This window comes from Kribbella amoyensis (assembly GCF_007828865.1).
GTDB classification, from domain to species: domain Bacteria; phylum Actinomycetota; class Actinomycetes; order Propionibacteriales; family Kribbellaceae; genus Kribbella; species Kribbella amoyensis.
The window spans coordinates 3,637,645-3,663,071 of record NZ_VIVK01000001.1 but is presented as its reverse complement, the minus strand read 5'-3'; the positions used below and the strand labels follow the sequence as shown (position 1 = coordinate 3,663,071).

The window sequence follows — 25,427 nt, the reverse complement described above, 5'->3', positions numbered from 1 at the left end:
GGGCGCTCGCATGCGGCGGGGGTTCGGGGCATGCTGGCAGGAACTGGAGGGAGGGGTGATGAGCTCGATTGCCCCGCACGGCCTGCACCATGTCACCGCGATCGCTACGGATCCGCAGCGGAACGTGGACTTCTACACCACCGTTCTCGGGCTCCGTCTGGTCAAGCAGACGGTCAACTTCGATCGCCCGGACACCTATCACCTGTATTACGGCGACGAATCCGGCCGGCCCGCGACGTTGCTGACGTTCTTCCCCTGGCCCGAGGTCCCAGCCGGCGAACAGGGCACCGGACTCGCCACCGCGACCGCGTTCAGCATCCCGCCCGAGGCGCTCGGGTGGTGGCAGCAGCGGCTGACCGGACTCGGGGTCGCGACCGAGGCGCCGGTGGACCGGTCGGCGGAGGCGGTGCTCACCTTCCGCGATCCCGACGGCCTGGTGATCGAACTCGTCGCAGCCGACGGCGACGCCCGATCCGGCTGGGACGGCGCCGCGGGGATCGGCGCGGACCAGGCGATCCGTGGCCTGCACGCGATCACGATGTCGGAACAGCAGCTCGAACCGACCGCGGACTTGCTGACCGGAATGCTCGGCATGCGGCTCGGTACCGAGGACGGCGACCGGGTCCGGCTCACGATGCACGGCGACTCGCCCGGGACGGTCGTCGACGTCGCCGCGGCGATGGACCTTCCTGGCCGGCAGGCGGGCGGTACCGTCCACCACGTCGCATTCCGGGCGCCCGACGGCGAGACCCAAGCCCGCTGGCGGCAGGAACTGCTCGACGCCGGGCTGGAGGTCACCGAGATCATCGACCGCCAGTACTTCACCTCGATCTACTTCCGCGAACCAGGCGGCGTGCTCCTCGAGATCGCCACCGACGCCCCCGGCTTCACCATCGACGAACCCCTCCTCGAACTCGGCCGCTCCCTGAAACTCCCACCCTGGCTGGAACCGACCCGCGACCAGATCCGTACCGCCCTGCCACCACTAGCCGTCCCACCTCAGAGCCCTCACCCCACCGACCCGCTCCCCGACTGAAGCCGCACAACGCGACCTCGCCACGACTCCCGTCTCCAAAGGCGACCTCCACTGCGCCGCCGACACGCTCCGGGACACCTCGACGAGCCGCCGGTGGCATTAGAGGGGCCCGTCACCGAGCGGGGCGTCGTGGCGCTCGGTGGTTAGCTCTCTGTGGCGGTTCCCAGCGGTGGTTCTCCGCGGTGGCGCTCCGGGCGCCCTCCGCACCGATGGCCGACGCGGCTTGTACCGTGGGGAGCAGGAGAGAGGAGTTCGGAGATGACGCGGGCCCTGATCGTGGTGGACGTGCAGAACGACTTCTGCGAGGGCGGGAGTCTCGCTGTCGCGGGCGGGGCGGATGTCGCGTTCCGGATCGGGCAGCTGCTGCACAAGTGGTACGAGGCGGATCCGCCGGACAAGCAGTACGCCTACGTCGTCGCGACCCGGGACCATCACATCGATCCCGGCACCCACTTCTCCGAGCAGCCCGACTTCGTGGACTCCTGGCCACGGCACTGCGTGGTCGGTACCGACGGGGTCAGCTTCCACCCGAACCTCGACCCGCAGCCGTTCGACGCGATCTTCGACAAGGGCGAGTACGCCGCGGCGTACTCCGGCTTCGAGGGGAAGTCCCACGACGGCCACGCGCTGGTGGACTGGCTCCGGGAGAAGGAGGTGACCGACGTGGACGTCTGCGGCATCGCCACCGACTACTGCGTCCGGGCCACCGCCCTCGACGCACGAACCGCGGGCTTCCGGACGACGGTACTGACCGGCCTCACCGCTGGGGTGGCACCGGCCAGCACCGAACAGACCCTCATCGACCTCCGGACCGCGGGCGTCACGCTCACCTGAGCCACCGTCGGCCCGGCCTTCTTCGGTGAGGTAGAAGGCCGGCGGCTTGCATGGAGTCCTGCGCGAGCTGGTGATTCGGTCCGACGACGTTCGGCACCACTCCCGCCTGTACCAACTTGCGGGCGATGCGAACGCTTCTACCTGACCGGCGCGCCCGGGCCGAGGGGGATGCCGAGCGCCCACCAGGCCAGGAAGAGCAGGGTCCACGCGATCGTCATCGCGATCGCCAGCGGCACGGTGTACGACGCGAGGGTGCCGACACCGGCGTCCTTGCTGTAGCGCTGCAGGAAGCCGAGCGCCATCACGAAGTACGGGCTCATCGGCGTGATCGCGGTCGACCCCGAGTCGGCGATCCGGAACAGCGCCTGCGTCGTCTCGGCCGGTACGTTCAGCAGCAGCATCATCGGGACCAGGATCGGCGCGGTCAGCGACCACATCGCCGAGCCGCTCGTCACCAGCACGTTGATCAGCGTCAGCAGCACCAGGATGCCGAGGAAGATCACCACCGTCGGCGCGCCGAGATCACCCAGTACCCGGGCCGACTCGGCCGACAGCAGGTCGCCGATGTTGCTCCAGTCGAAGTACGCCAGGAACTGCGCGATCGCGAAGAACAGCACCAGTACCGGCGCCATCTGCTTGATCCCCTCGGCCATCAGCTTCGGCACGTCACCGGCCTGCTCGATCACCCCGACCGTCACGCCGTACGCGATCCCGACGAGGCCGAACAACACCGCGACCACCATCGCGATCCCGTCCAGGAAGGGCGATTCGACGATGCTGCCGTTCTCACCGCGCAACGGGGAGCTGGACGGGATCAGCGCGGCGACGATCGCGATCGCCACGGCCGCGAACACAATGGTTGCCCTGAGCAACCCGGTCCGCTCCCGCGCCGACAACCGCAGCGCGTCGGGATCGTCGCCGGGCGCGTCCGGATCGGCGTCGAGGTCGGTCCGCTTGCTCAGCACCAGCTTCGTCACCAGCGTGATCACCAGCGCCAGCAGCACCGACGACGCGATGTTGAAGAACCAGTTCGACAGCGGCGACACCGACGCGCCTGGATCCACGGTCTTGGCGGCCGCCTCGGTGATCCCGGCGAAGATCGCGTCGTTCGGCGTCGGGATCGGGCTGGCGTCGTAACCGGATGCGATCGCGGTGTACGCGACCACGATGCCGAGGATCGGCGACCGGCCGACCGCGCGGAACGCGAGTCCGCCGAGCGGGACCAGGATGATGTACGCCGCGGCCGACGCGACGTGCGCCATCGTGCCGGCGAACGCGACCGCGAACACCACCATCGAGGTCGGCACCCGGGACACGCTGACCTTCATCAACGCCTGCAGGAACCCGGTCCGCTCGGCCAGCGCGACGCCCATGATCACCACCACGATGGTGGCCATCGGCGGGAACTCGGCGAAGTTCGAGATCGCGGTGGAGACTGCCATCTGCAGGCCGTCGCCGGACAGCAGGTTCTGGACCGCGACCGTCTTGCCGTCCTTCGGCGAGACCACCGAGACGTCCAGCGTGGCCAGGATCCAGCTGACCACCGCGAGGATCGCCGACAGGATCCAGAACAACCAGAACGGATGCGGCAACGCGTTCCCGACCCGCTCGATCACGCCCATCGCCCGGACGATCCGCGGCAACTGGTCCTTCGGCTGCGTCACTGTGCTCGTCATGTCAGTGCCTCAACTTGTGCGAGCGGAAGAAGGCGCCGATCAGCTCGTGCGCCTCGAACGTCTGCGTGACGTAGCCAGGACCCGACGACGCGTCCGACCCGGGCCACGTGTGCCCGCCGTCGGTCACGGCGACATGGACGACGTCCGCGCGGCAGCCCTTGTACGTAGCGGTCAGCACGTCATCGCCTTGCTGGGTGTACTTCGGCTCCGGGTTGCAGTGGTCGCGGACGGACCAGTCGCGGACCCACGTCTGCACGCTCGGCAGATCACGTTGCCCGTCACCGCCGTACGGGATCGTCGTGTCCCCGGTACCGTGGATCGCGAGCACCGGGACCGGGCGACTCGGCGCGCACCGGGTGCCCTGCTGGTAGTACGCCCCGGCGACCGGCGCGATCGCGGCGAACCGGTCGGCCATCGTGCACGCGAGGATCCCGGTGAACCCGGCACCGTTGGACTTCCCGGTCGCGTACACCGCGTCCCGGTCCACGCAGAACCCGGCCTCGAGCTTGTCGAGCAGGTCCGCGGTGAACTTCACGTCGTCCACGCCGTCCTTCGCGTACGGCGCACCCTGCCAGGCCTGCTTGTCCTCGTCCCCGACGACACCGTTGGGGTAGGCAACGATCGCGTCCAGCTTCGACACCTCCGAGAACGCCTCGGTGAACTCACCGGTCTTGCCGCGACCGTGGTACACGACGATCAGCGACTTCGGCTTGGTCTCGTCGTACCCGGACGGCAGATGCAGCCGGTACGTCCGGGTCAGGCCGCCACTGACCAGCTGATAGTCGGCCCCCGTCCCCGGTCGTTGCGAACTCTGTTGCCCACAGCCCCCACTCCGAGCGGCCGCGGCGGTCGGGTTGCTTGCGGTCGCGGGGACAGCGACCGTTTGGCCCGCGGTCGCTTGGTCGGCGGCCGTTTGTTCGGTGGTTGCGTGGTCGGCGGCCGTTTGGTCGGTGGTTGCGTGGGCGGCGGCCGGGGTCAGCGGCGGGGCGCCGGTGACGGCGGTCACCAGGCCGGCCGTCACCAGCCCGGCGACGGCAAAGCGGTGGAGTCTCATCAGGGGGCCTCCTCGGGCCGGCGGCCTGCGGGCGGGCAGGCTCGCGCCTGGGACGTGACCGGCACGTCCCAGCGATCGGGGGGATGGCGTCTCGTGAACGGCGCCTGGAGCGGCGTCGGGTCACGCGCTCAGGCCGAGAGCAGCTCCTCGGCGAAGTCGGCGATCCGGTCGGCGGCCGTCTCCACCAGCAGACGGCCCTGCTCAGCGGTGGCGATCCGGGGATCTCCCAGCACGCCACGCTTGTGGTACACATCGAACCCGACCGACACCCGCGGCCCACCGGCCCGGCGAGCCAGCCGGGCGACGGGTCCGAGTTCGTCGAGCGTGGTCGCGCCCGGCTCCAGGCGGTCGACCTGGACCAGGTCGGGCGCGAGGTACAACATCTGCGCGGTCTCGGCCTCGCCCGCGTGCCCGTGCACCTCGCTGACCCCGTCGATCAGGTCGGCGACCACCGAGGTGAAAGGCGTCCAGGCGAAGACGAGATCGCTGCGCACGTACTCCTGCGCCAGCACGGACAACGCGGGGTTGTTGCCGCCGTGCCCGGTGATCACCAGGAACCGGCGCCAGCCGTGCTGGGACAAACTGTCGACCAACTCCCGCACCACGGCGGTAAAGGTTGCTGGCGACAACGACATCGTGCCGGCGAACTCCAGATGATGCGGCGAGACCCCGTAGTTCACCGCGGGCGCGACCACCGCACGTCCGGCGAGCCGCTCGGCCACGCGTTCGGCGAGTCCGACGGCGCGAACGGAGTCGGTGGACATCGCCATGCCGCCGCCGTGCTGCTCCTGGGCACCGACCGGGATGATCGCCAGCGGCGACTCCCGAACGGCGTCCCGCGCCTGGTCGGTGGTCATCTCGGCCAGTCGCCAGGTCATGGCAGCTCCGGGAAGTCGGCGGCCTCGACCGCGGCGCGGATGTTCTCCAGGTGGTCGCGGGTGAGCCGCTCGGCCTCCTGCGCGTCCCGGGCCCGCACGGCGTCGAGGATCGCGCGGTGCTCGTCGTGATCGCGGTTCCGGTTGTCGTAGAGCTGGCGGATCTGCTGCTGCTCGCGGACGCGCACCTTCAGCAACGAGGCGAGCACCTCCTCCAGCAGCGGGTTCCCGGAGGCGGCCGCGAGCTCGACGTGGAAGTTCAACGCGAACGCCGGCCCACCGGGCGGTACCAGCGCGTTGGTGACCGCCGCCTCCAGCCGCTCCAGGTTCTCCGGCTGCCGCGCGAGCGCCGACTGCGCGGCGACCGCGGGCTCGATCACGACGCGGGCGCCGATCAGCTGCAGGACGGAGTCCTTGGTGATCGGCGGCCGGTGCGGGTTCGCCAGCACGACGTTGTTGATCGTCGGGCCGACGTACGTCCCGGACCCGTGCCGGAACTCGACCGCACCGGTCGCCTCGAGCTTCCGCAGCGCCTCGCGCACCGTCGGCGTGGTGATCTCGAACTGCTTCGCCAGCTCCCGGGCGGACGGAATCGCGTCGCCCGGGCCGAGCCCGCGATCACGGATGATCCGCAGGATCGCGTCCGTCAACCGATCCGACAAGCTCGGCGCCGCCGCTGCTGAGTAGGTCACAAACTGACTAAATCACTTACTCTTTTCCTTCGTCAACCCTTCAGGCCCCGCATGGTGGTCCGGGGCCCGCTGGCGCACCGGAATCAGGTGGTCGTCGGACCTCAGCTGGTGATTGGGCTCTGCTGGTGATTGGGCTTCACCGGAGATTGGGCTCCGACGGTGGTTGGGCTCGGCCGGCGGTCGGGAACTCAGCTGGTGACCGTGATCGGGGCGCCGTTGGAGGTCAGCGACCAGTCGGTGGTGTGGAACGCGGACGGGTCGACCGTGCCGGTGGTGCTCACGTAGTCGATCATCAGCTGGCGGATCTCGACCTGCCGGTTGTAGACCACCTCGGCCTTGCTGACGTGCGGGAAGTTGCCGCCGCCGGACTGCCGGTAGTTGTTCACGGCCACGACGAACTGCTGGTCGTCGGTGACCGCCGCACCGTCGTACGCGAGATCGGCGATCCGCGACCCGACCGGCTTCGCGATGTCGACGTGGTACGCGAGCGGCGCCGTCAGCCCACCGAGGATGTCGTAGTTGTAGTCCGGCGTACCGTTCGGCGCGGTCGGGGTCGGCGCGTTGGTCACCTGGTCCGGCGTGAACGGCCCGGTCCCGGTCACCTGCTTGAAGTACTGCGCACTGAACTCCAGGTACGCCCGGACCTGCGCGCCCGTCATCGTCACCGCGAGCAGCGTGTTGTCGAAGATGTACAGCCCCGCCACGTCCCGGACCGACACGTCGCCGGCCGGGATCGCCGCGGCCCGGTTGAACGGCGCCGCGATCGCGAGCACCGGCAGGTCGGCCTGCGGCGTCCCGGCGAGCGCCTTCGACACCGCGTCGGCCTGGACGAAGTTGACGAAGTCGAGCGCCGCCGTGTCCTCCCACGGCGCCGTGGCCGCGGACATCGCCTCGGTGCAGGTACCGATCTTGGAGTTCACGTACTCGACCACCTTGTCGTGGTCCTTCTGCAGCAGCTTGGTGACCTTCGGGTCGGGCTCGACCGTGTTCGCGTTCAGGACCTGGCTGTGCCGGCCGACGACCGTCCACCGGCCGCGGACCTTCTGCAGGTCCAGGTCGATCATCGCCAGCCGCATCCCCCACTTCAGCGGCTCGACCAGGACGACCTTCTCGCCGGTCTGCTGGTTGGTGACGAACCGCTCGGCGACTTCCTGGTGCGCGTGGCCGACCAGGACCGCGTCGATGCCGGGGACCTGCTCGACCATCGGGCCGGCCGCGTTCTCCGGGTACGGCAGCGCGTCGCCGTAGGACGAGGACAGGTCGATCCCCGAGTGCACGGACACGATCACCACGTCGGCGCCGGCCGCCCGGACCTTCGGCACCCAGGACTTGGCCAGCTCGACGATGCCGCCGAACTTGATCTTGTTCTCGACCACGGCCTTGTCCCAGATCGCGATGCCGGGGTTGGTCAGGCCGAGGATGCCGACCGTGATCGGCTTCTCGCCGCGGACGTGGACCTTCTTCAGCACGTACGGCGGGAACACCGGCAGGCCCGTGGTCCAGTCCTGCGCGTTCGCGCCGAGCAACGGGAACTCGAGTTGCCGCTGGAACTTGCGCAGGATGTCGAGGCCGTAGTTGAACTCGTGGTTGCCGAGCGCGGCCGCGTCGTACCCGATCTCGTTCATCGCCGCCGCCATCGGATGGACGTGGCCGCCGGTGATCGGCTGGATCTTGGCGAAGTAGTACGCCAGCGGGGTGCCCTGGATCGTGTCGCCGGCGTCGAGCACCAGCGGTTCCGGGGTGTGCTTCTGTGCAGCTAGCCGCGCCCGCACCGCCTTGACGAGCGTGGAGATCTTGGCGAGGCCGATGTCGTTGTGCGCGGAGTCGTCGTACTCGGCGTTCTTGAAGTAGTCCCAGTTGAAGACGTTGCCGTGCAGGTCGGTGGTCCCGAGCACGCTCAGCCGGACGACCCGCTGGTCCCCGCTGCCGGCCGCACCACTCGGCGTACTGCTCGGCGCACCCGCGTACGCCGGCGCCGCCTCGAACCCGGCTGCCGCGAGTGCCGCGGCCGCGCCGCCGATCACCGTTCGTCTGCCCATCGTCTTCCGCTCGCCGCCTGTCATCGAGTCCGCCTCACACGTCGTTGGTTGTGGCCCGCAGCACGATACGTGCGACACACCCGCCGATGTCGACGGGATGCCCCCGTCGGAGCGAGAGGATGCCGCCCATGAACGTGCCGCCCGGCAAACTTCTTCTCGCTGCCGCTGTCCTGCTCGGAGCCGCTCTGGCCCAATCCGCCCAGCCGTCCACGCAGCATGCCGCCCACTCGTCCGACCGCTCGACGAGCTCCGCCGCGTCGGTCGTACCCGCCGCTCACGGGCCGCTCACCGTCCCGGTGAAACCGCGGGCCGCGGCGCCGCCGATCCGGAAGAAGAGCCAGCGCACGGCCGACTCGAACCAGCGCACCTCCGAGCCGGAGACCTGGAACCTGCCGGCCGGTGGCAAGGTGCTGTACCTGACGTTCGACGACGGGCCGCAGCGGGTGTACACCCCGAAGGTGCTCAACATCCTCGCCAAGCACAGCGCGAAGGCGACGTTCTTCGTCCTCGGCCGCGAGGCCGCCGCCCACCCGGACCTGGTCGCGACGACTCGCCGCGCCGGCCACCGGATCGGCAACCACACCTGGGACCACCCGATGCTCACCAAGCTCTCCCCGGCGCGGCTGCGCGAGGAGATCTCGTCGGGCATCAGCTCGCGCTGCTTCCGGCCACCGTTCCGCGACACCAACGCGCACGTCGCGGCGGTCGCGGCGCAGTACCACCAGCGCCAGATCCTCTGGGACGTCGACACCCTGGACTGGGAGAAGCCCGGCGCGGCCAAGATCGAACGAGCCATCCTCCGCGGCGCCCGCCCCGGCGCGATCATCCTCATGCACGACGGCGGCGGCAACCGCTCCCAAACCGTCACCGCCCTCGACCGCGCCCTGACCCAACTCACCGCCCAGGGCTACACCTTCCAGTCACTCCCCTGCTGATCCGGCCCACCCAGATCAGCACCACCTCACCCGATCCGGCCGGCGCGGCCGAGGGTGATGACCGGCGGCGCGGCCGGGGTGCCGGACATGCACTAGTCGTCGGCGCGAAGGGAGTGCTCGAGATGCCGCAAGCGGCGGGTGCGCGAACTGACTGCCGCCTGCAGGAAGAACCCGCCGAGGACGACCAGCAGCCCAGGCATCGGATGATCGATCAGGAACAGCAGCACGAGCCCAGCACCGACGATCAGCCCCATCCCGATCCGCAACCGCAGAATCTCGGCCCGCAACCGCCGCACCGCCCACCGCCGCGCCTGCGTCATCCGCTCACGCCGACGCCGCCACGTGAGAAGTACCGCAGCGCCTGGTCGATCGCCTCGACCGGCTGATCCAACGACGCGATCCCGTAGAGCCCAGCACCCTTCGTCAGCCGGCTCGGCCGCACCATCTTCTGAACAGCCGGCTGCTCGAGGCCGGTAACCCCCGGAGTGATCGGCTGAATCCCGGGCCGCAACTCGACCTCGAGGATCGGCTGCCCGAACCTCAACCGCCGCCGGAACCCACGCACAGCCTCCCAAGGCACCACCAACGGCCGCTGCGCCCCCTCGACCCCGAGCTCGAGCGAAGCCGCCGTCATCCGCAGCGCAAACGGAGGCACGTCCGCCGCCGCGTACCAGCGCTTCATCGTCGCATTCGTCCACAGCCCCCGCACCGCCGCGACCACCGGCAACACAAAGGCCGCCATCATCAACAACCCCACCGGCCAGCTGTCCCCCAGCAGAACCATCAACTCCACCGAAAGCCCAACCCCAACAGCCGAGAAGGCGATCACCACCACACCACCGACCAACCGCGTCCGCCGAACCGACGCCCGCCGCCGCAGGACCTCACTCCGATCCAGGCCCACCACAAAACCCTCCATCCCCAAAACCCTCCCAGCCCAGAGGTCCACCCCACCCCAGCCACCACGCAGCCCGCCCCGGCGCCCGCCTGCCTCGCCGCTGCCCCCTCCTCAGCGCAGTATCGAGGCTTTGCCGTCGGCCAAATGCTTGAGCGCCTGGTCGATCACGTGGACCGGCTGGTCGAGCGCGGTCACGGGGAACATGCCGACGGGGCGGAGCAACGGACTGGGCTTGACCACGGCCCGGACCGCCGGCTGGTCGAGGCCTCGCACTCCCGCCGTGGTGGCCGCGATCCCCGGCTGCAGGCGGAGATCCAGTACGTATTCGCCGAAGATCTTCAACTGCTGGAACCCCCGGACCGCGCTCCACGGCAAGCTCACCGGGTACGCGGCGCCGTCGATCGCCAGTTCGAGACCTTTGGGCGACATCCGCATCGCCAGCGGCTGCACCCCGTTGGCCGTGAACCACCTCTCCCGATCCGCCACCAGCCGGAACGCCAGTACCGCGCTGAGCACCAGCGGCACCATGCTCAAGATCAGCAACAGCGAGAACGGCCACAACCCGGAACCCCAGAACGCGATCAACGCCACCAGCGCCACAACGATGCCCACGGCCCCGATCCCACCGGAGACGAAGGCCCCGATCCGCAGCCGCCTCCGTACGACGGCCCGCCGCCGCACCAACCCGTCCTGGTCGACGCCCACCACGAACGTCTGCACCGGAGCCTGCTCACTCATGCCCCTAGGTTCTCAGCTCCCCCGTCCGCTCGCCTTCCGACACGTCCTGGCACAACCTGGAACGAGCTGGCACGAGCTGGCACGACCTGGCACGCGACCCCGGGCGGCGCGGCGTGACTGGCCTCGAAGCTTGTTAGTTTCACCGTTCACGGGCGGAAGGAAGAAAGTGTCATCACAAATCTCCCGGCGCACCCTCCTGGGCGCGGCCGCACTCGTACCGTTGGCCGGCTGCGCCGAATCCCCAACCCTGGACGCATCCCCCTCGTCGCCTCCCTCGCTGACTTCATCGCCGTCGGTGTCCTCATCGCCCTCGCGGTCCACCGAGTCCGCGTCTCCGACGGCTCCGTCGACCGCTACTCCCCCGCCCGAGCGCCATGACCAGTTGCTGGCGCTGGAACGCAAGTACGGCGCCCGTCTCGGCGTCTACGCCGTTGCCACCGGCACCGGCCGCACGCTTGCGCACCGCGCCGACGAACGGTTCGCGTTCTGCTCGACCTTCAAGGGTCTGGCCGCGGCCGGCGTACTCCACCACAACCCGCTGACACACCTCGACACCGTCGTCACGTACACGACCGACGACCTGATGAAGAGCTCGGTCATCACGCGGCAGCACGTCCGCACCGGCATGACGCTGCGCCAACTCTGCGACGCCGCGGTCCGCTACAGCGACGGCACCGCGGGCAACCTTCTCCTCCGCGAACTAGGCGGCCCCGCGGCCCTCACCGCGTACCTCCGCACCCTCGGCGACCAGGTCACCCGCATGGACCGCTACGAACCACACATCGTCACCGCCATCCCCGGCGACCCCCGGGACACCACCACGCCCCGCGCCATCGGTACGACGTACCAGAACCTCGTCGTCGGTAAAGCCCTGGCCCCCGAGAAGCAAGCCCACCTCCGCGACCTCCTCGAACGCAACGCCACCGAAGCCGGCCGGCGGCGCATCCGGGCCGGCCTGCCCAAGTCCTGGACCGTCGCCGACAAAACCGGCACCGGCGACTACGGCACCACGAACGACATAGCCCTCACCTGGCCAACCCCTCAGGCTCCACCCCTCCTCATCGCCATCCTCTCCAGCAAACCCCAAGAACAAGCCCCCTCAACCTCCGCCCTCCTAGCCGAAGCAGCCACCTACACCGCCAAGGTTCTGACCTGAAGACCAACCACTGCGTCACTCACCACCGCGATCCGACATCTGCGCCTCACCACGCAACCTCGCACGAACAGCACAACCTGATCGGCGACAACATCCTTCTCGCGGTGTACGGCGAGCGATGCGGCCGGCCAGACCTGCCCCGAACGGTTCCATCGGCAGAGCAGCGGTGGGCCGTCGACTCGCACGATCCGCACCGAGCCCGACATCGAGGGACGCCTTGGGCGACCACTAAGGCACGGGCTGAGAAGACGGCCGCTCACGCGACCACCCTCCGGGTCAGCCGCCGAGGCAACCGGCTCGCGACCGCCTTCTGAGCCGTAGCTGCCCAAGGATGATTCAGATGCCGGGGAAGCTGGCAATGCCGGAGCTGACCGAACTGACGGAGTTGGCGGAGCACGGCCGCTGGTCTCGAGGTCGCACCGGCCGATCACCGCAAGCGACGCTCCGGTGCGGCAGCCGTAACGGGACGCTTCTTTCTAAGCTGCTACTGGCGTCGGCTCTCGCCCACTCCGGCGACCAGGGAGGGTCCCACGATGTCGCGTCCGCCCCGCGATTTCTGGCTGTTGCTGGGCGGCTACGCCGTGTCGTCGTACGGGAACTACCTCAACCTGATCGCGCTCGGTCTGTTCAGCTATCAGTGGACCGGCAGCACCTGGGCCACCGGCGCGATCATGGCGATCCGGCTCGGGACGGGATTCGTGACCGGGCTGGTTTCCGGCCGGGTGCTGCCGCGAGTGGCGCGCCGGCCGTTGCTACTCGGGCTGGATCTGCTGCAGGCGACGGCCATGGTGGTCCTGGTCCTGGCGCCGAGCCTGGCGGTCCTGGTCCTGGTCGCGGTGGTTCTCGGAGCGGGTAACACCACGCTGGTCGTCGCGCTGCGCAGCGGCATCCCGGATCTCGTGCCACCGGACGGCCGAACCCGGGCGAACGGGCGCCTGGTCACGGCTCGTTCGCTGGCCAGCGTGCTCGGCTTCGGTACGGCGGCGCTGGTGATCGACCTCGGTGGTTACACCGCGGCCTTCCTGCTGAACGCGGCCTCGTTCGTCGTTTCCGCGTCGGCGCTGGCGTTCGTGCGCTGGCCGAGGTCTGAGCATGCTCCGGACTCGCCGAGCCGCCGCAAGAGCCGTTCCTTGCTGCGGTACCTGCCGCCGCTGCTGGCCGGCATGGTCGTGGTCCGCGGCGTGGACGCGCTGGCTTCGGCCGGGCACAACGTCGCGTTGCCGATCTATGCGAGTTTGACGGCGCCGGACCATCCGGCCGCCGTGAGCGCCCAGTTCTGGACGGCCTGGGCGATCGGAAGCATGAGTGCCCATCAGCTGGTCAACCGGCTGGTGAAGCGGGTCGATCACCGGACGTTCGCGATCGCGACCTGCGCGATGTCGGTCTGCTTCGTCCTCGCCTTCACCGGTCTGCCGCCGTACTGGCTGATCGCGGTCTGCCTGCTGGCCGGAGTCGCCGACGGGGTGAGCGAGATCGGTTATCTGTCCACCTTGCAGACGATGCCGGAACAGGAACGCACCCGGGTCTTCGGGCTGTCCGCGAGTGTGGAGAACTCGGCTTTCGCCGGCGGCATGGTGATCGCGGCCGGCCTGCTCGACGTACTACCGGTGCTGGCCGTGGTCGGTGGGCTGCACGGGATCGCGGTGACCGGCGTGCTGGTCTTTCTGTTGCTCTCGAGGAGGAGCCATGGTGGCGAACACATCGATCATTCACGGTCCCCGGCTGGTGCTGACCGAGGATGACCCGGCTGACGCGGTGGGCGCGCTGCGCCGCGCCGCGGCGGAAAATCCTTCCGCCGGTGTGCGGACGCCTGCCGGGCTGCTCAGCTATCCGGACCTGCTCGCCCAGGCCCGGCGGATTCTGACCGGCCTTCGCGACCGGGGAGTCCGCGACGGCGACGCCGTTGTCGTGCTAGGACTGTCCCTGGACGACTTCTTCCCGGCCTTCTGGGCCTGTTTGCTCGGCGGGATGCGGCCTGCGGTGATCAGCGAACCGGTGACGGCCGGAGCACCCGCGATGGACCGGCTGCGGCACACCTGCGACCTGCTGGAGTCGCCGCTCGTCCTGACCGATCTGCCGAACGCCGCGCGGCTGACCGGCTCCCGGGTGGCGGTCGTCGACGACCTGGCCGAGCATCCGCCAGCTGAGGAGTTGTATCGGCCGGCCCCGGACGACATCGCCGTACTGATGCTTTCGTCCGGCAGTACGGGCGCGCCCAAGGCGGCGGCTCTGACCCATCGAGGCCTTGCCGAGCTGGCTGCCGGTGCACGCCGCCAGCTGGACATCCGTCCGGGCGAGACGATGCTCAACTGGCTGCCGGTGGACCACAGCGGCGCCTTGTTGCTGTACCACGTCGTGCCCGTGTTCACCGGGTCCGACAACGTGCATCTGCCGACGAGCGACGTGTTGGCGAATCCGCCGCTGTGGTTGGAGAAAGCCGCCGAGCACCGGGCGCACCACATCTGGGCGCCGACCTTCGGGCTGCAGCTGGCGGCCGAACTGATGCGGGACGAGCTGGACCTCGGGACGGTGCGGTCGGTGGTGTCGGGCGGTGAGCAGATCGTCCTTCCGGTGGTGGAGCGATTCTTCGTTGCGACCGCGTCCTCGGGACTCGACCCGACGCGCTTCCGGCCGGCCTGGGGGATGGCCGAGACGGCGACCGCGATCACCATCGGCCGGCTCACCGACACCGGCTGCGTCCTGCGGGTGCTCAAGTCCTCGGTGGCCGCTGACCTGGTCATCGCGCCGCCCGAGACGCCGGACGCGGACTGTACGACGTTCGTCGCGGTCGGCGGGCCGGCTCCAGGGGCAGCGACCCGGGTCGTCGACGGAGCGGATCAGGTCCTGCCCGAGCTGCGGATCGGGCGGCTGCAGGTCCGCTCGCACCGGGTCACCCCCGGCTACGTGAACAACGAGCCGGCCACCACGGCCGCGCTGCCCGACGGCGAGTGGTTGCGGACCGGCGATCTGGCGTTCGTGTCGGGCGGTCAGGTGGTGATCACCGGCCGCGAGGGCGACACCGTCGTCGTCAACGGGAACACCGTTTTCTGCCACGAGATCGAGGAGGTGGCCGGCGGCGTCGAAGGGCTCGGCCGGCGGGGCATCGGCGCCTGCGGCATCCCGAATCCGGCGACCGGTACCGAGGATCTCGTGGTGTTCTTCGAGGACACAGGCAGGGGCGGGGACGAACTGGTACCGGCGGTGAAGGCGGAGCTGTTCGGCCGGCTTCGGTTGACGGCGACCGACGTTGTCCGCGTACCGGCCGGTGAGTTCCCGCGTACGGCGAGCGGCAAGGTCCGGCGCAACGAGCTGCGCGAGCGGTACCAGCAGGGCCGGTACGACACCGCTCGGGCCGGCCAACGTGGCGCGGTGAGCCCGGCGGCGGCTGGTGAGGTGGCAGCGCAGGTAGGCGAACTACTGCTCGAACTTGCGGGCAGGCCCGTCGGCGCGAACGTCCCGTTCTACGACCTGGGCCTCACCTCGATCAAGCTCGTACGGCTGCGCGCGGCGTTGGCGGACCAGTTCGGGATCGAGGTACCGGCCACGGTCCCGTTCGAGCACCCGACCGCCGCTGCCCTGACCACCTGGCTCGTGGCCGCCGTCCGATCGGCGGCGACGAAGACGCCGGAGGAGGTGGTGACGGCTCCGACGGAGGAGGTCGTGACGGCGACGGAGGAGGCGGCGACGGCGACGGAGGAGGCGGTGACGGCGGCGGCGAGCCGGCCCGGTCCAGGCGGTGTCGCCCCGGCCGAAGGGCTCGACCGCCGGATCGCCGTGATCGGGATGGCCGCGCGGTTCCCCGGGGCGCGGTCGGTCGACGAGTTCTGGGCAAACCTGTGCGGGTCCGTGGACAGCGTGTCCTCCTTCGCCCGGGCAGCCGGGCCGGAGCAGGTCCTCGCGGGCGGCGTCCTCGACGACGCCGAGGGCTTCGACGCCGACTTCTTCGGCCTGTCCCCGAAGGAAGCGGCGCTCACCGACGCGGCGCACCGGCAGTTCCTCGAAGTCGCCTACCAGGCCCTGGAGCACGGTGGCTACGCGGCCGCGGACACTGTCCGGATCGGTGTGTACGCCGGCGCCGGGATGAACCTCTACGGTCATCAGGATCGGCTGCACCCGTCCACGGTGGACGCCCCCGCTGACGTACCGACCGCGATGCAGGCCACGATCGGGGACACGTCGGATTTCCTGGCCAGCCGGGTCGCGTACCGGCTCGGGCTGACCGGACCGGCGATCGGCGTCCAGACGGCTTGCTCGACCTCGCTCGTCGCGGTGCACCTGGCTGTCCAGGGTCTGCTCACCGCCGACGCGGATCTCGCGATCGCAGGAGCCGCGGCGATCCGGTTGCCGCAGGATGCCGGATACGAGTACCTGCCTGGTTCGATCCTCTCCCGTACCGGGCGCTGCCGACCGTTCGACGCCGACGCGGACGGCACGGTCGGCGGCAACGGGGTGGCCGCGGTCCTGCTGAAGCGGCTGGATCGCGCGATCGCCGACGGCGACACGATCCACGCCGTGATCCTCGGCAGCGCGGTCAACAACGACGGGACCACCAAGGTCGGGTTCACCGCGCCGAGTGTGGCCGGCCAGGTGGACGTCGTACGGCGGGCGCTGCAGCGGGCCGGCGTGGCCGCGGAGACGGTCTCGTACGTCGAGGCGCACGGTACCGGGACCGCGGTCGGGGACCCGATCGAGTTCGAGGCGCTGTCGCGGGTCTTCGGTGCGGCGGGCCCCCGAGCGGCGAGGTGTGCGCTGGGTTCGGTGAAGGCGAACGTCGGGCACCTGGACTCGTGCGCCGGGATGGCCGGGTTGGTCAAGGCGATCCTGATGCTGCGGCACGGGCGGCTGGTGCCGACCCTCAACCTGACTCGGCCGCATCCGGACCTGCGGATCGAGAACAGCCCTTTCGAGCTGGTCACGCAGGCGCGAGCCTGGAACGGGGCGGCCGGGCCGCGACGGGCCGGGGTCAGCGCGCTCGGCGTCGGCGGCACCAACGCCCATGTCGTTCTCGAACAGCCACCCGAGCCCGTGGAACCGCCGGCCCGCGCGGACGATCCGGTGGTCCTACCGGTCTCGGCGAAGTCGGAGTCCGCTCTGCGCGAGCTGATCGGCTCGCTGCGCGACCACCTCGCGGCCAACCCGGCACTCGCACCGGCCGACGTCGCAACCACGCTGGGGCTCGGCCGGCGTCATCACCCGCACCGCCAGGCGGTGGTAGGCGTCGGTACGAACGCGTTGGCGCTGGCTCTGGAGCGACTGACCGCTGACCGGGTGCCGAGCGGGGGCCCGTTGGTGTTCGCGTACTCGGGACAGGGCGCGGCCTACCCGGGGATGTTCGACTGGCTGCGCCGGACGTTCGAGGTGGCCAGGACCGTGTTCGACGAGGTCGAGCAGGTGATCGGCGCGACGCCGGATGAGCAGACCCAGGTCGGCTTGTTCGCCGGCCAGGTCGCCTGGACCGAGCTCTGGAGGTCGCTGGGCGTCGTACCGGAGCTGGTCGTCGGGCACAGCGTCGGCGAATACGCCGGGCTGTACGCGGCCGGGGCGCTGTCTCTGGAGGACGGAGCGCGACTCACGGCTCGGCGCGGCACCCTGATGCGGGCCGGAATGCAACCCGGTGCGATGGTCGCCGTGGTGGCGGAGCTCGCCACGGCCCAGCGGCTCGCCGCCGAGTGCGGAGTGGAAGTTGCCGTGAGCAACGGACCGGGCCGGCAGGTGTTGTCCGGCCCGGAGCCGGCGATGGCCCTGCTGACGGAGCTGCTCGACCGGGAGGGCGTGACCTGGCGGCGGATGGCGGTGGAAAGGGCGTTCCACTCGGCGATGGTCGAGCCGGTGCTGGACGAGCTCCGCGGGACTGCCGACCAGATCAGCTTCCGGCCCTTCGGCCTCCCGTTCGTCAGTAGCCTGGACGGCTCGCTGCTGACCAGCCTCAGCAGTCAGTACTTCGTCGATCACGCCCGCCGGACGGTTCGGTTCGACCTCGCTGTCGCCGGCGCCCGTAGCCGCGGCGCGAGCCGGTTCCTCGAGGTCGGACCCGATGCCGTTCTCACGCCACTCGGCCGGCGGATGTCGGCCGGCACCAGGTGGGTCGCGAGCCAGCGCCGCGGATCGACGCAGCAGTTCGCCGAAGCGGTGGCTGAGCTGCACAGAACCGGCGCCGACATCAACTGGGCGCCACTGGCGACCGGCCGCCGGATCCCGCTCCCCGGTCACCCGCTGGCCAGGCCTTCAGCCGAGCCTTCGCCCGCCGAGCCCACTGCCGGACCGGCCTCGGGCGACCTGCTGGACCGGGTTCGAGCACTGATCGCACCGTCGCTGGGCCTCCAGGCTGCCGACGTGCCCGCGGAGGTTGCGTTCCTCAGCCTCGGCGCGGACTCGCTGTCGCTGATGCGGCTGGTCGGGGACCTGGAGGAGACCTTCGGCGTCACCGTCCCGGTGCGCAGCCTGTTCGAAGACGTCGACACCCCGGCCAAGCTCGCGGACCTGCTCGGCCGGTCGGCCGGTGCGCCGTCCCGACCGGTCGAGCCGACTCGCCCGGCCCCGGTCCCGGTCACTGCCCGCGGCGACCGCCGGGACGACGAGGATCAACCGCGCATGCAGTCGGCTCGTCGCGATCCCGCGCCGGCCACGCCGGCCACGCCGGCCGCGCGCGCCACGTCGGCCACGTCGGCCACGTCGGCCAGGTCGGCGACCTCGGCCACGTCGGCCACGTCGGCCAGGTCGGCCACGTCAGCCACGTCGGCCACGTCGGCCACCTCGCCGGCCACGTGCGACTTCAGCCTGTACTTCTTCGGGGACTACCCCGACTCGGCCACGACGGACAAGTACGGCCTCATCCTGCGCGCGACCGAGTTCGCCGACCAGCGGGGATTCCACTCGGTCTGGTTGCCCGAACGGCACTTCCACTCCTTCGGCGCCCTGTTCCCCAACCCGTCGGTGCTGGCCGCCGCGCTCGCCACCCGGACCCAGCAGATCCGGCTGAACGCGGGCTCGGTGGTGCTCCCGCTGCACCACCCGATCCGCGTTGCCGAGGAGTGGTCGGTGGTGGACAACCTTTCCGGCGGCCGAGTCGGGCTTTGTGTCGCCAGCGGCTGGCATGCGCGTGACTTCGTGCTCGCTCCGGACGCGTACGGGAACCACCGCGCCGAGATGTACGAGCGGCTCGACACCGTCCGCAAGCTCTGGGCCGGCGAGACGATCACCGCGACCGCCGGCAACGGCGGGCCGACCGAGGTACGCCTCTATCCGCGCCCGATCCAGGAGCAGCCGCCGCTGTTCACCGCGGTCGTCGGCAACCCCGAGTCGTATCGGCTCGCGGCCCGCCACGGCCTCGGCATCGTGACCAACCTGATGGCGCAGTCGGTCGAGGACCTCGCCAAGAACGTCGCGCTGTACCGGGCGACGCGCGCCGAGCACGGGCTCGATCCGGACGGCGGGCGGGTGGTGGTCCTGCTGCACACTTATGTCGGCGAGGACCTGGAGTCGGTCCGAGCCGAGGCGTACCAGCCGTTCTGCGACTATCTGCGCTCGTCGCTGTCGCTGTTCGGCCAGGTGACCAACAGCCTCGGCGTCCAAATCGACCTCGACAAGACGGCGCCGGACGACGTCGACTTCCTGCTCGGCCAGGCCTATCGGCGCTACTGCGAGTCCCGCGCCCTGATCGGTACCCGGGACAGTTGCCGCGAGATCGTCGAGGCGGTGCTCGCCGCCGGGGCGAACGAGCTCGCCTGCTTCGTGGACTTCGGTGTCGCGCCGGACCAGGTGATGCGCAGCCTGGCCGAGGTCGACAAACTCCGGGCGGAGTACCGCCAGGCACCAGCGGATCGCGGGCGGCGGCTGACGCCGGCGGAGCAGCGGATCTGGTTCCTCGAGCAGCTCGATCCTGGTGCGAACACCTATCACGAGCCCAAGGCGATCGAACTGCGCGGACCACTGGACCAGGCCGCGTTGCGCGGCGCCCTGCAACGGGTGGTCGACCGGCACCCCGCACTGCGAACCGAGTATCGGCCGATCGACGGCGAGCCACGTGCGTTCGTCCGATCCGGCGTGCGCGTCGAGTGTGAGCTGGTCGATGCCGAGGGCCACGATCTCCGCGAACTGCTGCGTGATGTCCGGCTGGGTCAGCTCGAGCTGAGCACGGCGCCGCTGCTGCGAGCCCGGCTGGTACGGCTCGCCGACGAGCACCACGTGCTGCTCCTGGTGGGCCATCACATCGTCTTCGACTCCGCCTCGACGCCCGTCGTGACGCGCGACCTCGGCGCGTACTACAGATCCTGGCCTGCCGATCCAGGTCTGCCGCCCGCCGTGGACGGTCTACCGGACGACCTGTACGGCGGTCCGGACGACTTGTACGGCGGTCCGGCCGCCGGCCCCGGGGGCGACGAACTGGGAGCACGTCTCGCCGAGCACCGTGACTTCTGGTCGACCCAGCTCGCCGATGCACCTGAGCTGCGGCTGCCCACGGATCGTCCGCGGCCGCGGTCGCGGAGTGGGGCTGGCCGGTCAGTGACCCATGAGCTGCGCGAGGAACTGACCAGCCGGCTCAGCGCCTTCGCCGCCCAAGCGGGGGTCACGGTGTTCAGCACCTTGCTCGCCGGGTTCAGCGTGGTGCTGTCCCGGTTCAGCGGACAGCGCGACTTCGTCCTTGGTACGGGCGTCTCCGGCCGTGGGAAGGGCGCGTCCAAAGCCGTCGGCATGTTCGTCGACACCCTCCCGCTGAGGATCCGGCTGCCCGAACAGGCTGATCTCGCCGAGCTGGCCCGGTCGCTCGGCCTGTCCCTGATGGACGCGGTCGACCATCGCGACCTGCCGTTCGAGGAGATCGTGGCGAGCCTCAACCCGGATCGGTCCACCGGGCGCAATCCGCTGTTCGGCGTCATGGTCGAGTTCGAGAACCTCGCCGAGGAGGTGGCGTTCGCGCCGCCGTCGGTGGTCGCCACGATGCTCGACCTGCCCAGCGAGCGGGCGCCGCTCGACCTGTTGCTGTACCTGACCTACGCACCGTCCGGCGTGCAGTGTGTGGCCGAGTACGCCACGGACCTGTTCGACGAATCCACGATCCGGCGGCTGCTGGCCTACCTAGAGCTGACCCTTGACCTGGCGACCAGGGCCGAGGGCGTCCCACTGGCGGAGTTGGCAGTGCTCACCCCTGCGGACGACCAGTTGTTGTCCGAGCTGGAGGGCGAGCCCGGCCCAGCGCCGAGCGAGTGCCTGCACGAGTTGTTCGAACGGCAAGCCGACCAGCATCCGGACGCCTTGGCGCTGACCGGCGACTTCGGCGACCAGACCTACGCCGAACTCGACGAACGGTCCAACCAGATAGCCGCTGAGCTGATCTCGCTCGGCGTCGAACGAGGCCGGCTGGTCGGCAGTTGCCTCCCACGCGGCCTTGAGCAGCTCGCCGTACTTCTCGGCGTGCTGAAGGCCGGCGCCGGCTACCTACCGCTGGATCCGGACGCTCCGCTGGAACGACTGCGGTTCCTCCTCGAGGACTCGGGCGCAGTCCTCCTCGTCACGCGCGCCGGGATGCCCGATCTGGGTGACCGGCCGACGCTGCGAGTGGACCGGCTCGAGTCAGGTACGGCGGGGCGAGTGGGGGTGAGCGTGATCCCCGACGACCTGGCCTACTGCATGTACACCTCGGGATCGACCGGCGTGCCCAAGGGAGTGCTGGTACCCCATCGCGGTCCGGTCAATCACGTCCTCGATTACGTCGCCGGTCACGAGCCCACCCGGACACTGCAGTGGGTGTCGCCGACCTTCGACGTCAGCATGCACGAGATCTTCACGACCTTCGCGACCGGCCGGACGCTGGTGCTGATCGAAGACAGCCGCCGGTACGACCCCACGGAGCTGGCCGCGCGAATCCGCCGGTACGAGATCGAGAAGATAGCCATGCCGTTCAGCGCGGTCCACGCGCTGCTGGCGACCCGGCCGCAGCTGCCGTCGTTGCGGGAGATCTACTCGGCCGGGGAGGCGACGACGCCGTCCGCTGTGGAGCACGACTTCCTCACCGCACACCCGGACTGCCTGCTCTACAACGGCTACGGGCCCACCGAAGCGTCGATCGTGGTGACCGAGCAACTGGTCGGTCGAGCAGACCCGCAGCCTCCGATCGGCCGGCCGATCCGGGGAGTGCGTGTCCGGCTGCTCGACGCGCATCGTCGCCCGGTGCCGGTCGGCGCGATCGGCGAGATCTGTGTTGAGGGCGTGTGCGTCACCGACGGGTACCTGAACCGGCCGGAGGAGACGGCCACGGCCTTCTTCGCACCGGCCTGGTACGCGACCGGTGATCTCGGCCGATGGCGGTCCAGCGGCGAGCTCGAGTTCCACGGTCGCGCTGACGAGCAGGTCCAGGTCCGCGGGATCCGCGTCGAGCCGGGTGAGATCCGCGCGGCCGTCCTCGGCCATCCGGCGATCGTGGACGCGGCCGTTGTGGTGAGCGACGGCGAGCTGGCCGGGTACACGGTCGGCTCGGTCGACCATGCCGAGCTGATCGAGCACCTCGCGAGACAGCTGCCGCAGTACCTCGTCCCGCGGCGCTGGATCCGGCTGGATCGGTTGCCGCTGACAACCACAGGGAAGCTCGACCGGTCCGCGTTGCCTGCGCCTGCGACGGCGCAGGCGCAGCTCGCAGTCGCTCCGGCCACGCCACTGGAGCGGAGGGTGCAAGCGGTGTGGTGCGACGTGCTGGAGCGGACAGAACTGGGGGTGACCGCGTCGTTCTTCGAGCTCGGCGGACACTCGCTGCTCGCCGTCCGGCTGTTGAACCGGACTCGCGAGGCCACCGGCATCGACCTCACGTTGACCGACTTCTTCCGGGCCCCGACCGTACGCGCCGTTGCTGCGCTGGGCCAGACCGCAGTGGCTGAGGCAGAGCAGACGGCCGAACAGGGTGCGCAAGTTGCCGCGGACGGGGCAGTCGCCGACGTCGCACCGCTGACGTTCGCGCAGCGGCGGGCGCTCGGCCGGCATCGGGCCAGGCAGGACGCATCGGTCTACAACAGCCTCAGCCGAGTCGACGTGACCGGGCCGCTCGATCCCGAGGCGCTGCGGATCGCCTTGCGTGGCGTGGTGCAGCGCCATGGTGCCTTGCGGACCGCGGTGTTCGAGGATCGGCAGGAGGTGCTGGCCGACGTGGAGGTCGCGCTGCCGGTGACAGACCTGCCGGACGACGAGGACCGGATCCACGCCTGGTGTGCCGAGACGGCCCGGCCGGCTCTGGAGCCCACACAGGCACCGCTTTGGCGCGCCCGGCTCGGCCGAGTGTCGGCGAACCGATGGGTGCTGGTCATCGCCGTCCATCACCTGATCAACGACGGCTGGTCGGCACGGCTGTTCTGGCAGGACCTGTCGGCCCTGTACAGCGGCACCGAGCTCCCGCCGACCACCGCTCAGTACACCGACTACGCCCGGTGGGAAGGCTCCAGCCTCACCGGGAGTACCCGCGACAAGCTGGAGACCTTCTGGCGCGACGAACTCGCCGGCGCCTCGCTCCGCCCGGCGTTGCCGATCGACTATCCGCGTCCGGAGGTCCTCGACGGGCTCGGGTCCACCCACCACGTGGAGCTGCCGCCCGAGCTGGCCGACCAGATCAGGTCCACCGCCGCAGCGGCCGGAACCACGCCCTACCTGGTGATCGCGGCCGCCTTCGCCCGCTGGCTGGGGGACCTTTGCGGTGACGACGAGGTGATCCTGCCGGTGTCCAGCGCACGCCGCCGGCGATCCGAGTACGACGGAGTCCTCGGCTATATCGGCGAAGCGGTCCTGGTCCGGGTCCGGCTGGACACCGAGAACCTCCTCACGGAAACGGCCAGAGCCCTGTACGCCGCCTTGGACCACGAGGCCCTGCCGTTGGCCGAGGTCGTCCGGGTTGCCCTGCCCGCAGAGGCGCAGTCGCCTTACCCCGCGGTCCTGTTCACCGTCATCACCTCTCCCCCCGCCACCCTCGACCTCCCCCTTGGCACTTTCCCGGTCGACGCGCTGCCCTCGTCGAACCAGGCCCGAACCGAGCTCTACGTGGTCTTCACCCTGACCGATTCCACCTTCACCCTCGACCTCGAATACAGCACTGCCCTCTTCACCCCCACAACCATCACCACTTGGGCCACCACCCTGACCTCCGCCCTCCAAGCCCAGGCCGCCCGGCACCAACCCTGACAGCGCCGCCCACATCCCCAGCCCTTTGGGCTCGGCGGCTGGGCAGGCAGCGGCACCCCGAGAGTTGGGCCCGGGGTGTCGCTCGGGTTGGTGCTGCCGGGGTTACGGCGCCCTGGAGCAGGGCGCCGGGTCTGGCTTGGGCCTTGCGGGCGGCTGGTGGGTTGGGGTTGGTCGGCGGGCGGGCTGGGGTTTCGTCCACGGTGGGCGGGTGACCGTGGGGCGGCCGTTGTGAAAGGTGATGGTCCAGTGGGCCTGGTGGATGGATATGTGGTGGGCCTTGCAGAGCAGGACCAGGTTGGTCAGGGCAGTTTTGCCGCCGTCTGACCAGTGCTTGACGTGGTGCGCTTCGCAGAGCGCCGGTGGGGCCGCGCAGATGACACAGCCTTTGTCGCGGGCGTTGAGGGCGCGGCGGAGGGCTCTGTTGACGAAGCGTTCCTGGGTGCCGAGATCCAGCGGCTCGGAGTTGGTGCCGAGCACGAGCGGGATGACGCCGGCGTCGCAGGCGAGGCGGCGGATGGTGGCGGCGGAGAGGGTTCGGCCGTGGGCGAGGGTTCCGACGCCTTCGGACTTGCGGAGCGACTCGTAGTCGATGGTGACCGTGATGTGCGGCTTGATGTCGCCGTGCGCGGGCGCGGCGGAACCGCTCGCGGCGGCCGCATTGAGGATCGCGGTCAGCGCGTCGGCCTGGCGTTTGCCTCGGCTGCGGTGGTCGCGATGGCCTTCCGGGGTCTTGTGGGGTTTGGCGCCGGCGAAGACGAGGGTCTGCAGGAGTTCGGCGTTCTCACAGGCCAGGTAGCCGCCGAACTCGACGCCGAGGTCGGTCGGTTTGAGCCAGAGCGTCTCGTTCTTGTACGCCCGCTGCTCGTCCGGCTCCGGACCGTCCGTGTCGAGGGTGTCGCGCACCCGCTTGCCGAGGATGCGGAGATCCCGTGGCGCCAGCGTCTCGGCAGCGGTCACCATCTCGGCTTCCGCGACCTTCAGGTCCTCGGCCGGGACAGAAGCGGGCACCTTCTCCAGCGCCGACACGATCGCCTCGGCCTGATCCGCGTGCAACGCCGACGCCCGCAGCGCCGATTCCACCGCGGGGTACTTGGGCAGGGCAACAGACAACCGGAGATCGCGCCGAACCGCGGGACCGTCGACGCGGTGCCGGGACGCGACCAGGTCGGTCGTGTCCCGCGCGCCCACCTCGGCCGCATGGCCGATCTTGTCCAACGCGGCGAGCAGCTCGAAGCGGTACAGCTGCAGCCGGTTGACCTCGTGCTGGACCTCGTCGAGAGCAGCCAGCAGCTCGGCACCGTCCATCGACCAAGTCGGCCGCTCGCGAACCCCCATCAT

15 protein-coding genes are annotated in these 25,427 nt (G+C 70.1%); 6 read left to right on the top strand and 9 right to left on the bottom strand.

Annotated features, from left to right (window positions below; all coding sequences use genetic code 11):
* Positions 1 to 58: 58 nt before the first annotated feature.
* Complete coding sequence (locus FB561_RS17335; RefSeq protein WP_145807896.1) at positions 59 to 1,036, top strand: ring-cleaving dioxygenase; 978 nt, start codon at positions 59 to 61, stop codon at positions 1,034 to 1,036.
* A gap of 258 nt (positions 1,037 to 1,294) precedes the next feature.
* Positions 1,295 to 1,870: a nicotinamidase gene (locus tag FB561_RS17330; protein WP_145807894.1), complete on the top strand. Its 576-nt coding sequence runs from the start codon at positions 1,295 to 1,297 to the stop codon at positions 1,868 to 1,870.
* Positions 1,871 to 2,007: 137 nt separating this feature from the next.
* On the opposite strand, the gene FB561_RS17325 is transcribed toward FB561_RS17330, so the two are convergent.
* The 5 genes from FB561_RS17325 to FB561_RS17305 form a co-directional block, all read right to left on the bottom strand.
* Positions 2,008 to 3,546 (bottom strand): AbgT family transporter, encoded by a 1,539-nt coding sequence (locus FB561_RS17325; RefSeq protein ID WP_145807892.1) that lies wholly within the window; start codon positions 3,544 to 3,546, stop codon positions 2,008 to 2,010.
* Between the two features lies 1 nt (position 3,547).
* A complete protein-coding gene (locus tag FB561_RS17320) occupies positions 3,548 to 4,600 on the bottom strand; it encodes a CE1 family esterase (protein ID WP_145807890.1) in 1,053 nt (350 codons plus the stop codon).
* 128 nt (positions 4,601 to 4,728) lie between these two features.
* The gene (locus tag FB561_RS17315) at positions 4,729 to 5,478 is read right to left on the bottom strand and encodes a creatininase family protein (RefSeq protein ID WP_145807888.1); all 750 of its coding nucleotides are present in this window, start codon (positions 5,476 to 5,478) and stop codon (positions 4,729 to 4,731) included.
* Positions 5,475 to 6,167 (bottom strand): FadR/GntR family transcriptional regulator, encoded by a 693-nt coding sequence (locus FB561_RS17310; protein ID WP_145807886.1) that lies wholly within the window; start codon positions 6,165 to 6,167, stop codon positions 5,475 to 5,477. The genes FB561_RS17315 and FB561_RS17310 overlap by 4 nt, the downstream gene beginning before the upstream one ends.
* Positions 6,168 to 6,355: 188 nt before the next feature.
* On the bottom strand, positions 6,356 to 8,230 hold the full coding sequence (locus FB561_RS17305; protein ID WP_238334876.1) for a bifunctional metallophosphatase/5'-nucleotidase: 1,875 nt from the start codon (positions 8,228 to 8,230) through the stop codon (positions 6,356 to 6,358).
* A 104-nt stretch (positions 8,231 to 8,334) separates the two neighbouring features.
* Between FB561_RS17305 and FB561_RS17300 the strand changes: the two genes are divergently transcribed.
* Positions 8,335 to 9,141, top strand: coding sequence for a polysaccharide deacetylase family protein (locus FB561_RS17300; RefSeq protein ID WP_145807884.1), 807 nt, complete (start codon positions 8,335 to 8,337; stop codon positions 9,139 to 9,141).
* Between the two features lie 92 nt (positions 9,142 to 9,233).
* Here the strand turns inward: FB561_RS17300 and FB561_RS17295 are convergent, their stop codons facing one another.
* From FB561_RS17295 to FB561_RS17285, 3 genes are all read right to left on the bottom strand, one after another.
* Positions 9,234 to 9,461 (bottom strand): hypothetical protein, encoded by a 228-nt coding sequence (locus FB561_RS17295; RefSeq protein WP_145807882.1) that lies wholly within the window; start codon positions 9,459 to 9,461, stop codon positions 9,234 to 9,236.
* Positions 9,458 to 10,060, bottom strand: a complete 603-nt coding sequence (locus FB561_RS17290) for a hypothetical protein (protein ID WP_145807880.1) — start codon at positions 10,058 to 10,060, stop codon at positions 9,458 to 9,460. Before FB561_RS17290 ends, FB561_RS17295 begins: the two co-directional genes overlap by 4 nt.
* 90 nt (positions 10,061 to 10,150) lie before the next feature.
* Positions 10,151 to 10,777, bottom strand: a complete 627-nt coding sequence (locus FB561_RS17285) for a hypothetical protein (protein ID WP_145807879.1) — start codon at positions 10,775 to 10,777, stop codon at positions 10,151 to 10,153.
* A gap of 295 nt (positions 10,778 to 11,072) precedes the next feature.
* Here FB561_RS17285 and bla point away from each other — a divergent pair, with 295 nt between their 5' ends.
* The 3 genes from bla (at position 11,073) to FB561_RS17270 (ending at position 24,089) form a co-directional block, all read left to right on the top strand.
* Positions 11,073 to 11,933, top strand: a complete 861-nt coding sequence (bla, locus tag FB561_RS17280; protein ID WP_202880641.1) for a class A beta-lactamase — start codon at positions 11,073 to 11,075, stop codon at positions 11,931 to 11,933.
* Positions 11,934 to 12,466: 533 nt separating this feature from the next.
* Entirely contained in the window at positions 12,467 to 13,675 is a 1,209-nt protein-coding gene (locus FB561_RS17275; RefSeq protein ID WP_145807875.1) for an MFS transporter, read from the top strand.
* The gene (locus FB561_RS17270) at positions 13,620 to 24,089 is read left to right on the top strand and encodes a non-ribosomal peptide synthetase/type I polyketide synthase (RefSeq protein ID WP_238334875.1); all 10,470 of its coding nucleotides are present in this window, start codon (positions 13,620 to 13,622) and stop codon (positions 24,087 to 24,089) included. The genes FB561_RS17275 and FB561_RS17270 overlap by 56 nt, the downstream gene beginning before the upstream one ends.
* A 102-nt stretch (positions 24,090 to 24,191) precedes the next feature.
* Here FB561_RS17270 and FB561_RS17265 read toward each other — a convergent pair whose 3' ends face one another.
* The gene (locus tag FB561_RS17265; protein ID WP_145807874.1) at positions 24,192 to 25,427 is read right to left on the bottom strand and encodes an HNH endonuclease signature motif containing protein; all 1,236 of its coding nucleotides are present in this window, start codon (positions 25,425 to 25,427) and stop codon (positions 24,192 to 24,194) included.

Coding starts and splice junctions, on each gene's coding strand:
- FB561_RS17335 (WP_145807896.1), top strand. CDS start 59: ATGAGCTCGATTGCCCCGCACGGCCTGCACCATGTCACCGCGATCGCT.
- FB561_RS17330 (WP_145807894.1), top strand. CDS start 1,295: ATGACGCGGGCCCTGATCGTGGTGGACGTGCAGAACGACTTCTGCGAG.
- FB561_RS17325 (WP_145807892.1), bottom strand. CDS start 3,546: ATGACGAGCACAGTGACGCAGCCGAAGGACCAGTTGCCGCGGATCGTC.
- FB561_RS17320 (WP_145807890.1), bottom strand. CDS start 4,600: ATGAGACTCCACCGCTTTGCCGTCGCCGGGCTGGTGACGGCCGGCCTG.
- FB561_RS17315 (WP_145807888.1), bottom strand. CDS start 5,478: ATGACCTGGCGACTGGCCGAGATGACCACCGACCAGGCGCGGGACGCC.
- FB561_RS17305 (WP_238334876.1), bottom strand. CDS start 8,230: ATGACAGGCGGCGAGCGGAAGACGATGGGCAGACGAACGGTGATCGGC.
- FB561_RS17300 (WP_145807884.1), top strand. CDS start 8,335: ATGAACGTGCCGCCCGGCAAACTTCTTCTCGCTGCCGCTGTCCTGCTC.
- FB561_RS17295 (WP_145807882.1), bottom strand. CDS start 9,461: ATGACGCAGGCGCGGCGGTGGGCGGTGCGGCGGTTGCGGGCCGAGATT.
- FB561_RS17290 (WP_145807880.1), bottom strand. CDS start 10,060: ATGGAGGGTTTTGTGGTGGGCCTGGATCGGAGTGAGGTCCTGCGGCGG.
- FB561_RS17285 (WP_145807879.1), bottom strand. CDS start 10,777: ATGAGTGAGCAGGCTCCGGTGCAGACGTTCGTGGTGGGCGTCGACCAG.
- FB561_RS17275 (WP_145807875.1), top strand. CDS start 12,467: ATGTCGCGTCCGCCCCGCGATTTCTGGCTGTTGCTGGGCGGCTACGCC.
- FB561_RS17270 (WP_238334875.1), top strand. CDS start 13,620: ATGGTGGCGAACACATCGATCATTCACGGTCCCCGGCTGGTGCTGACC.
- FB561_RS17265 (WP_145807874.1), bottom strand. CDS start 25,427: ATGATGGGGGTTCGCGAGCGGCCGACTTGGTCGATGGACGGTGCCGAG.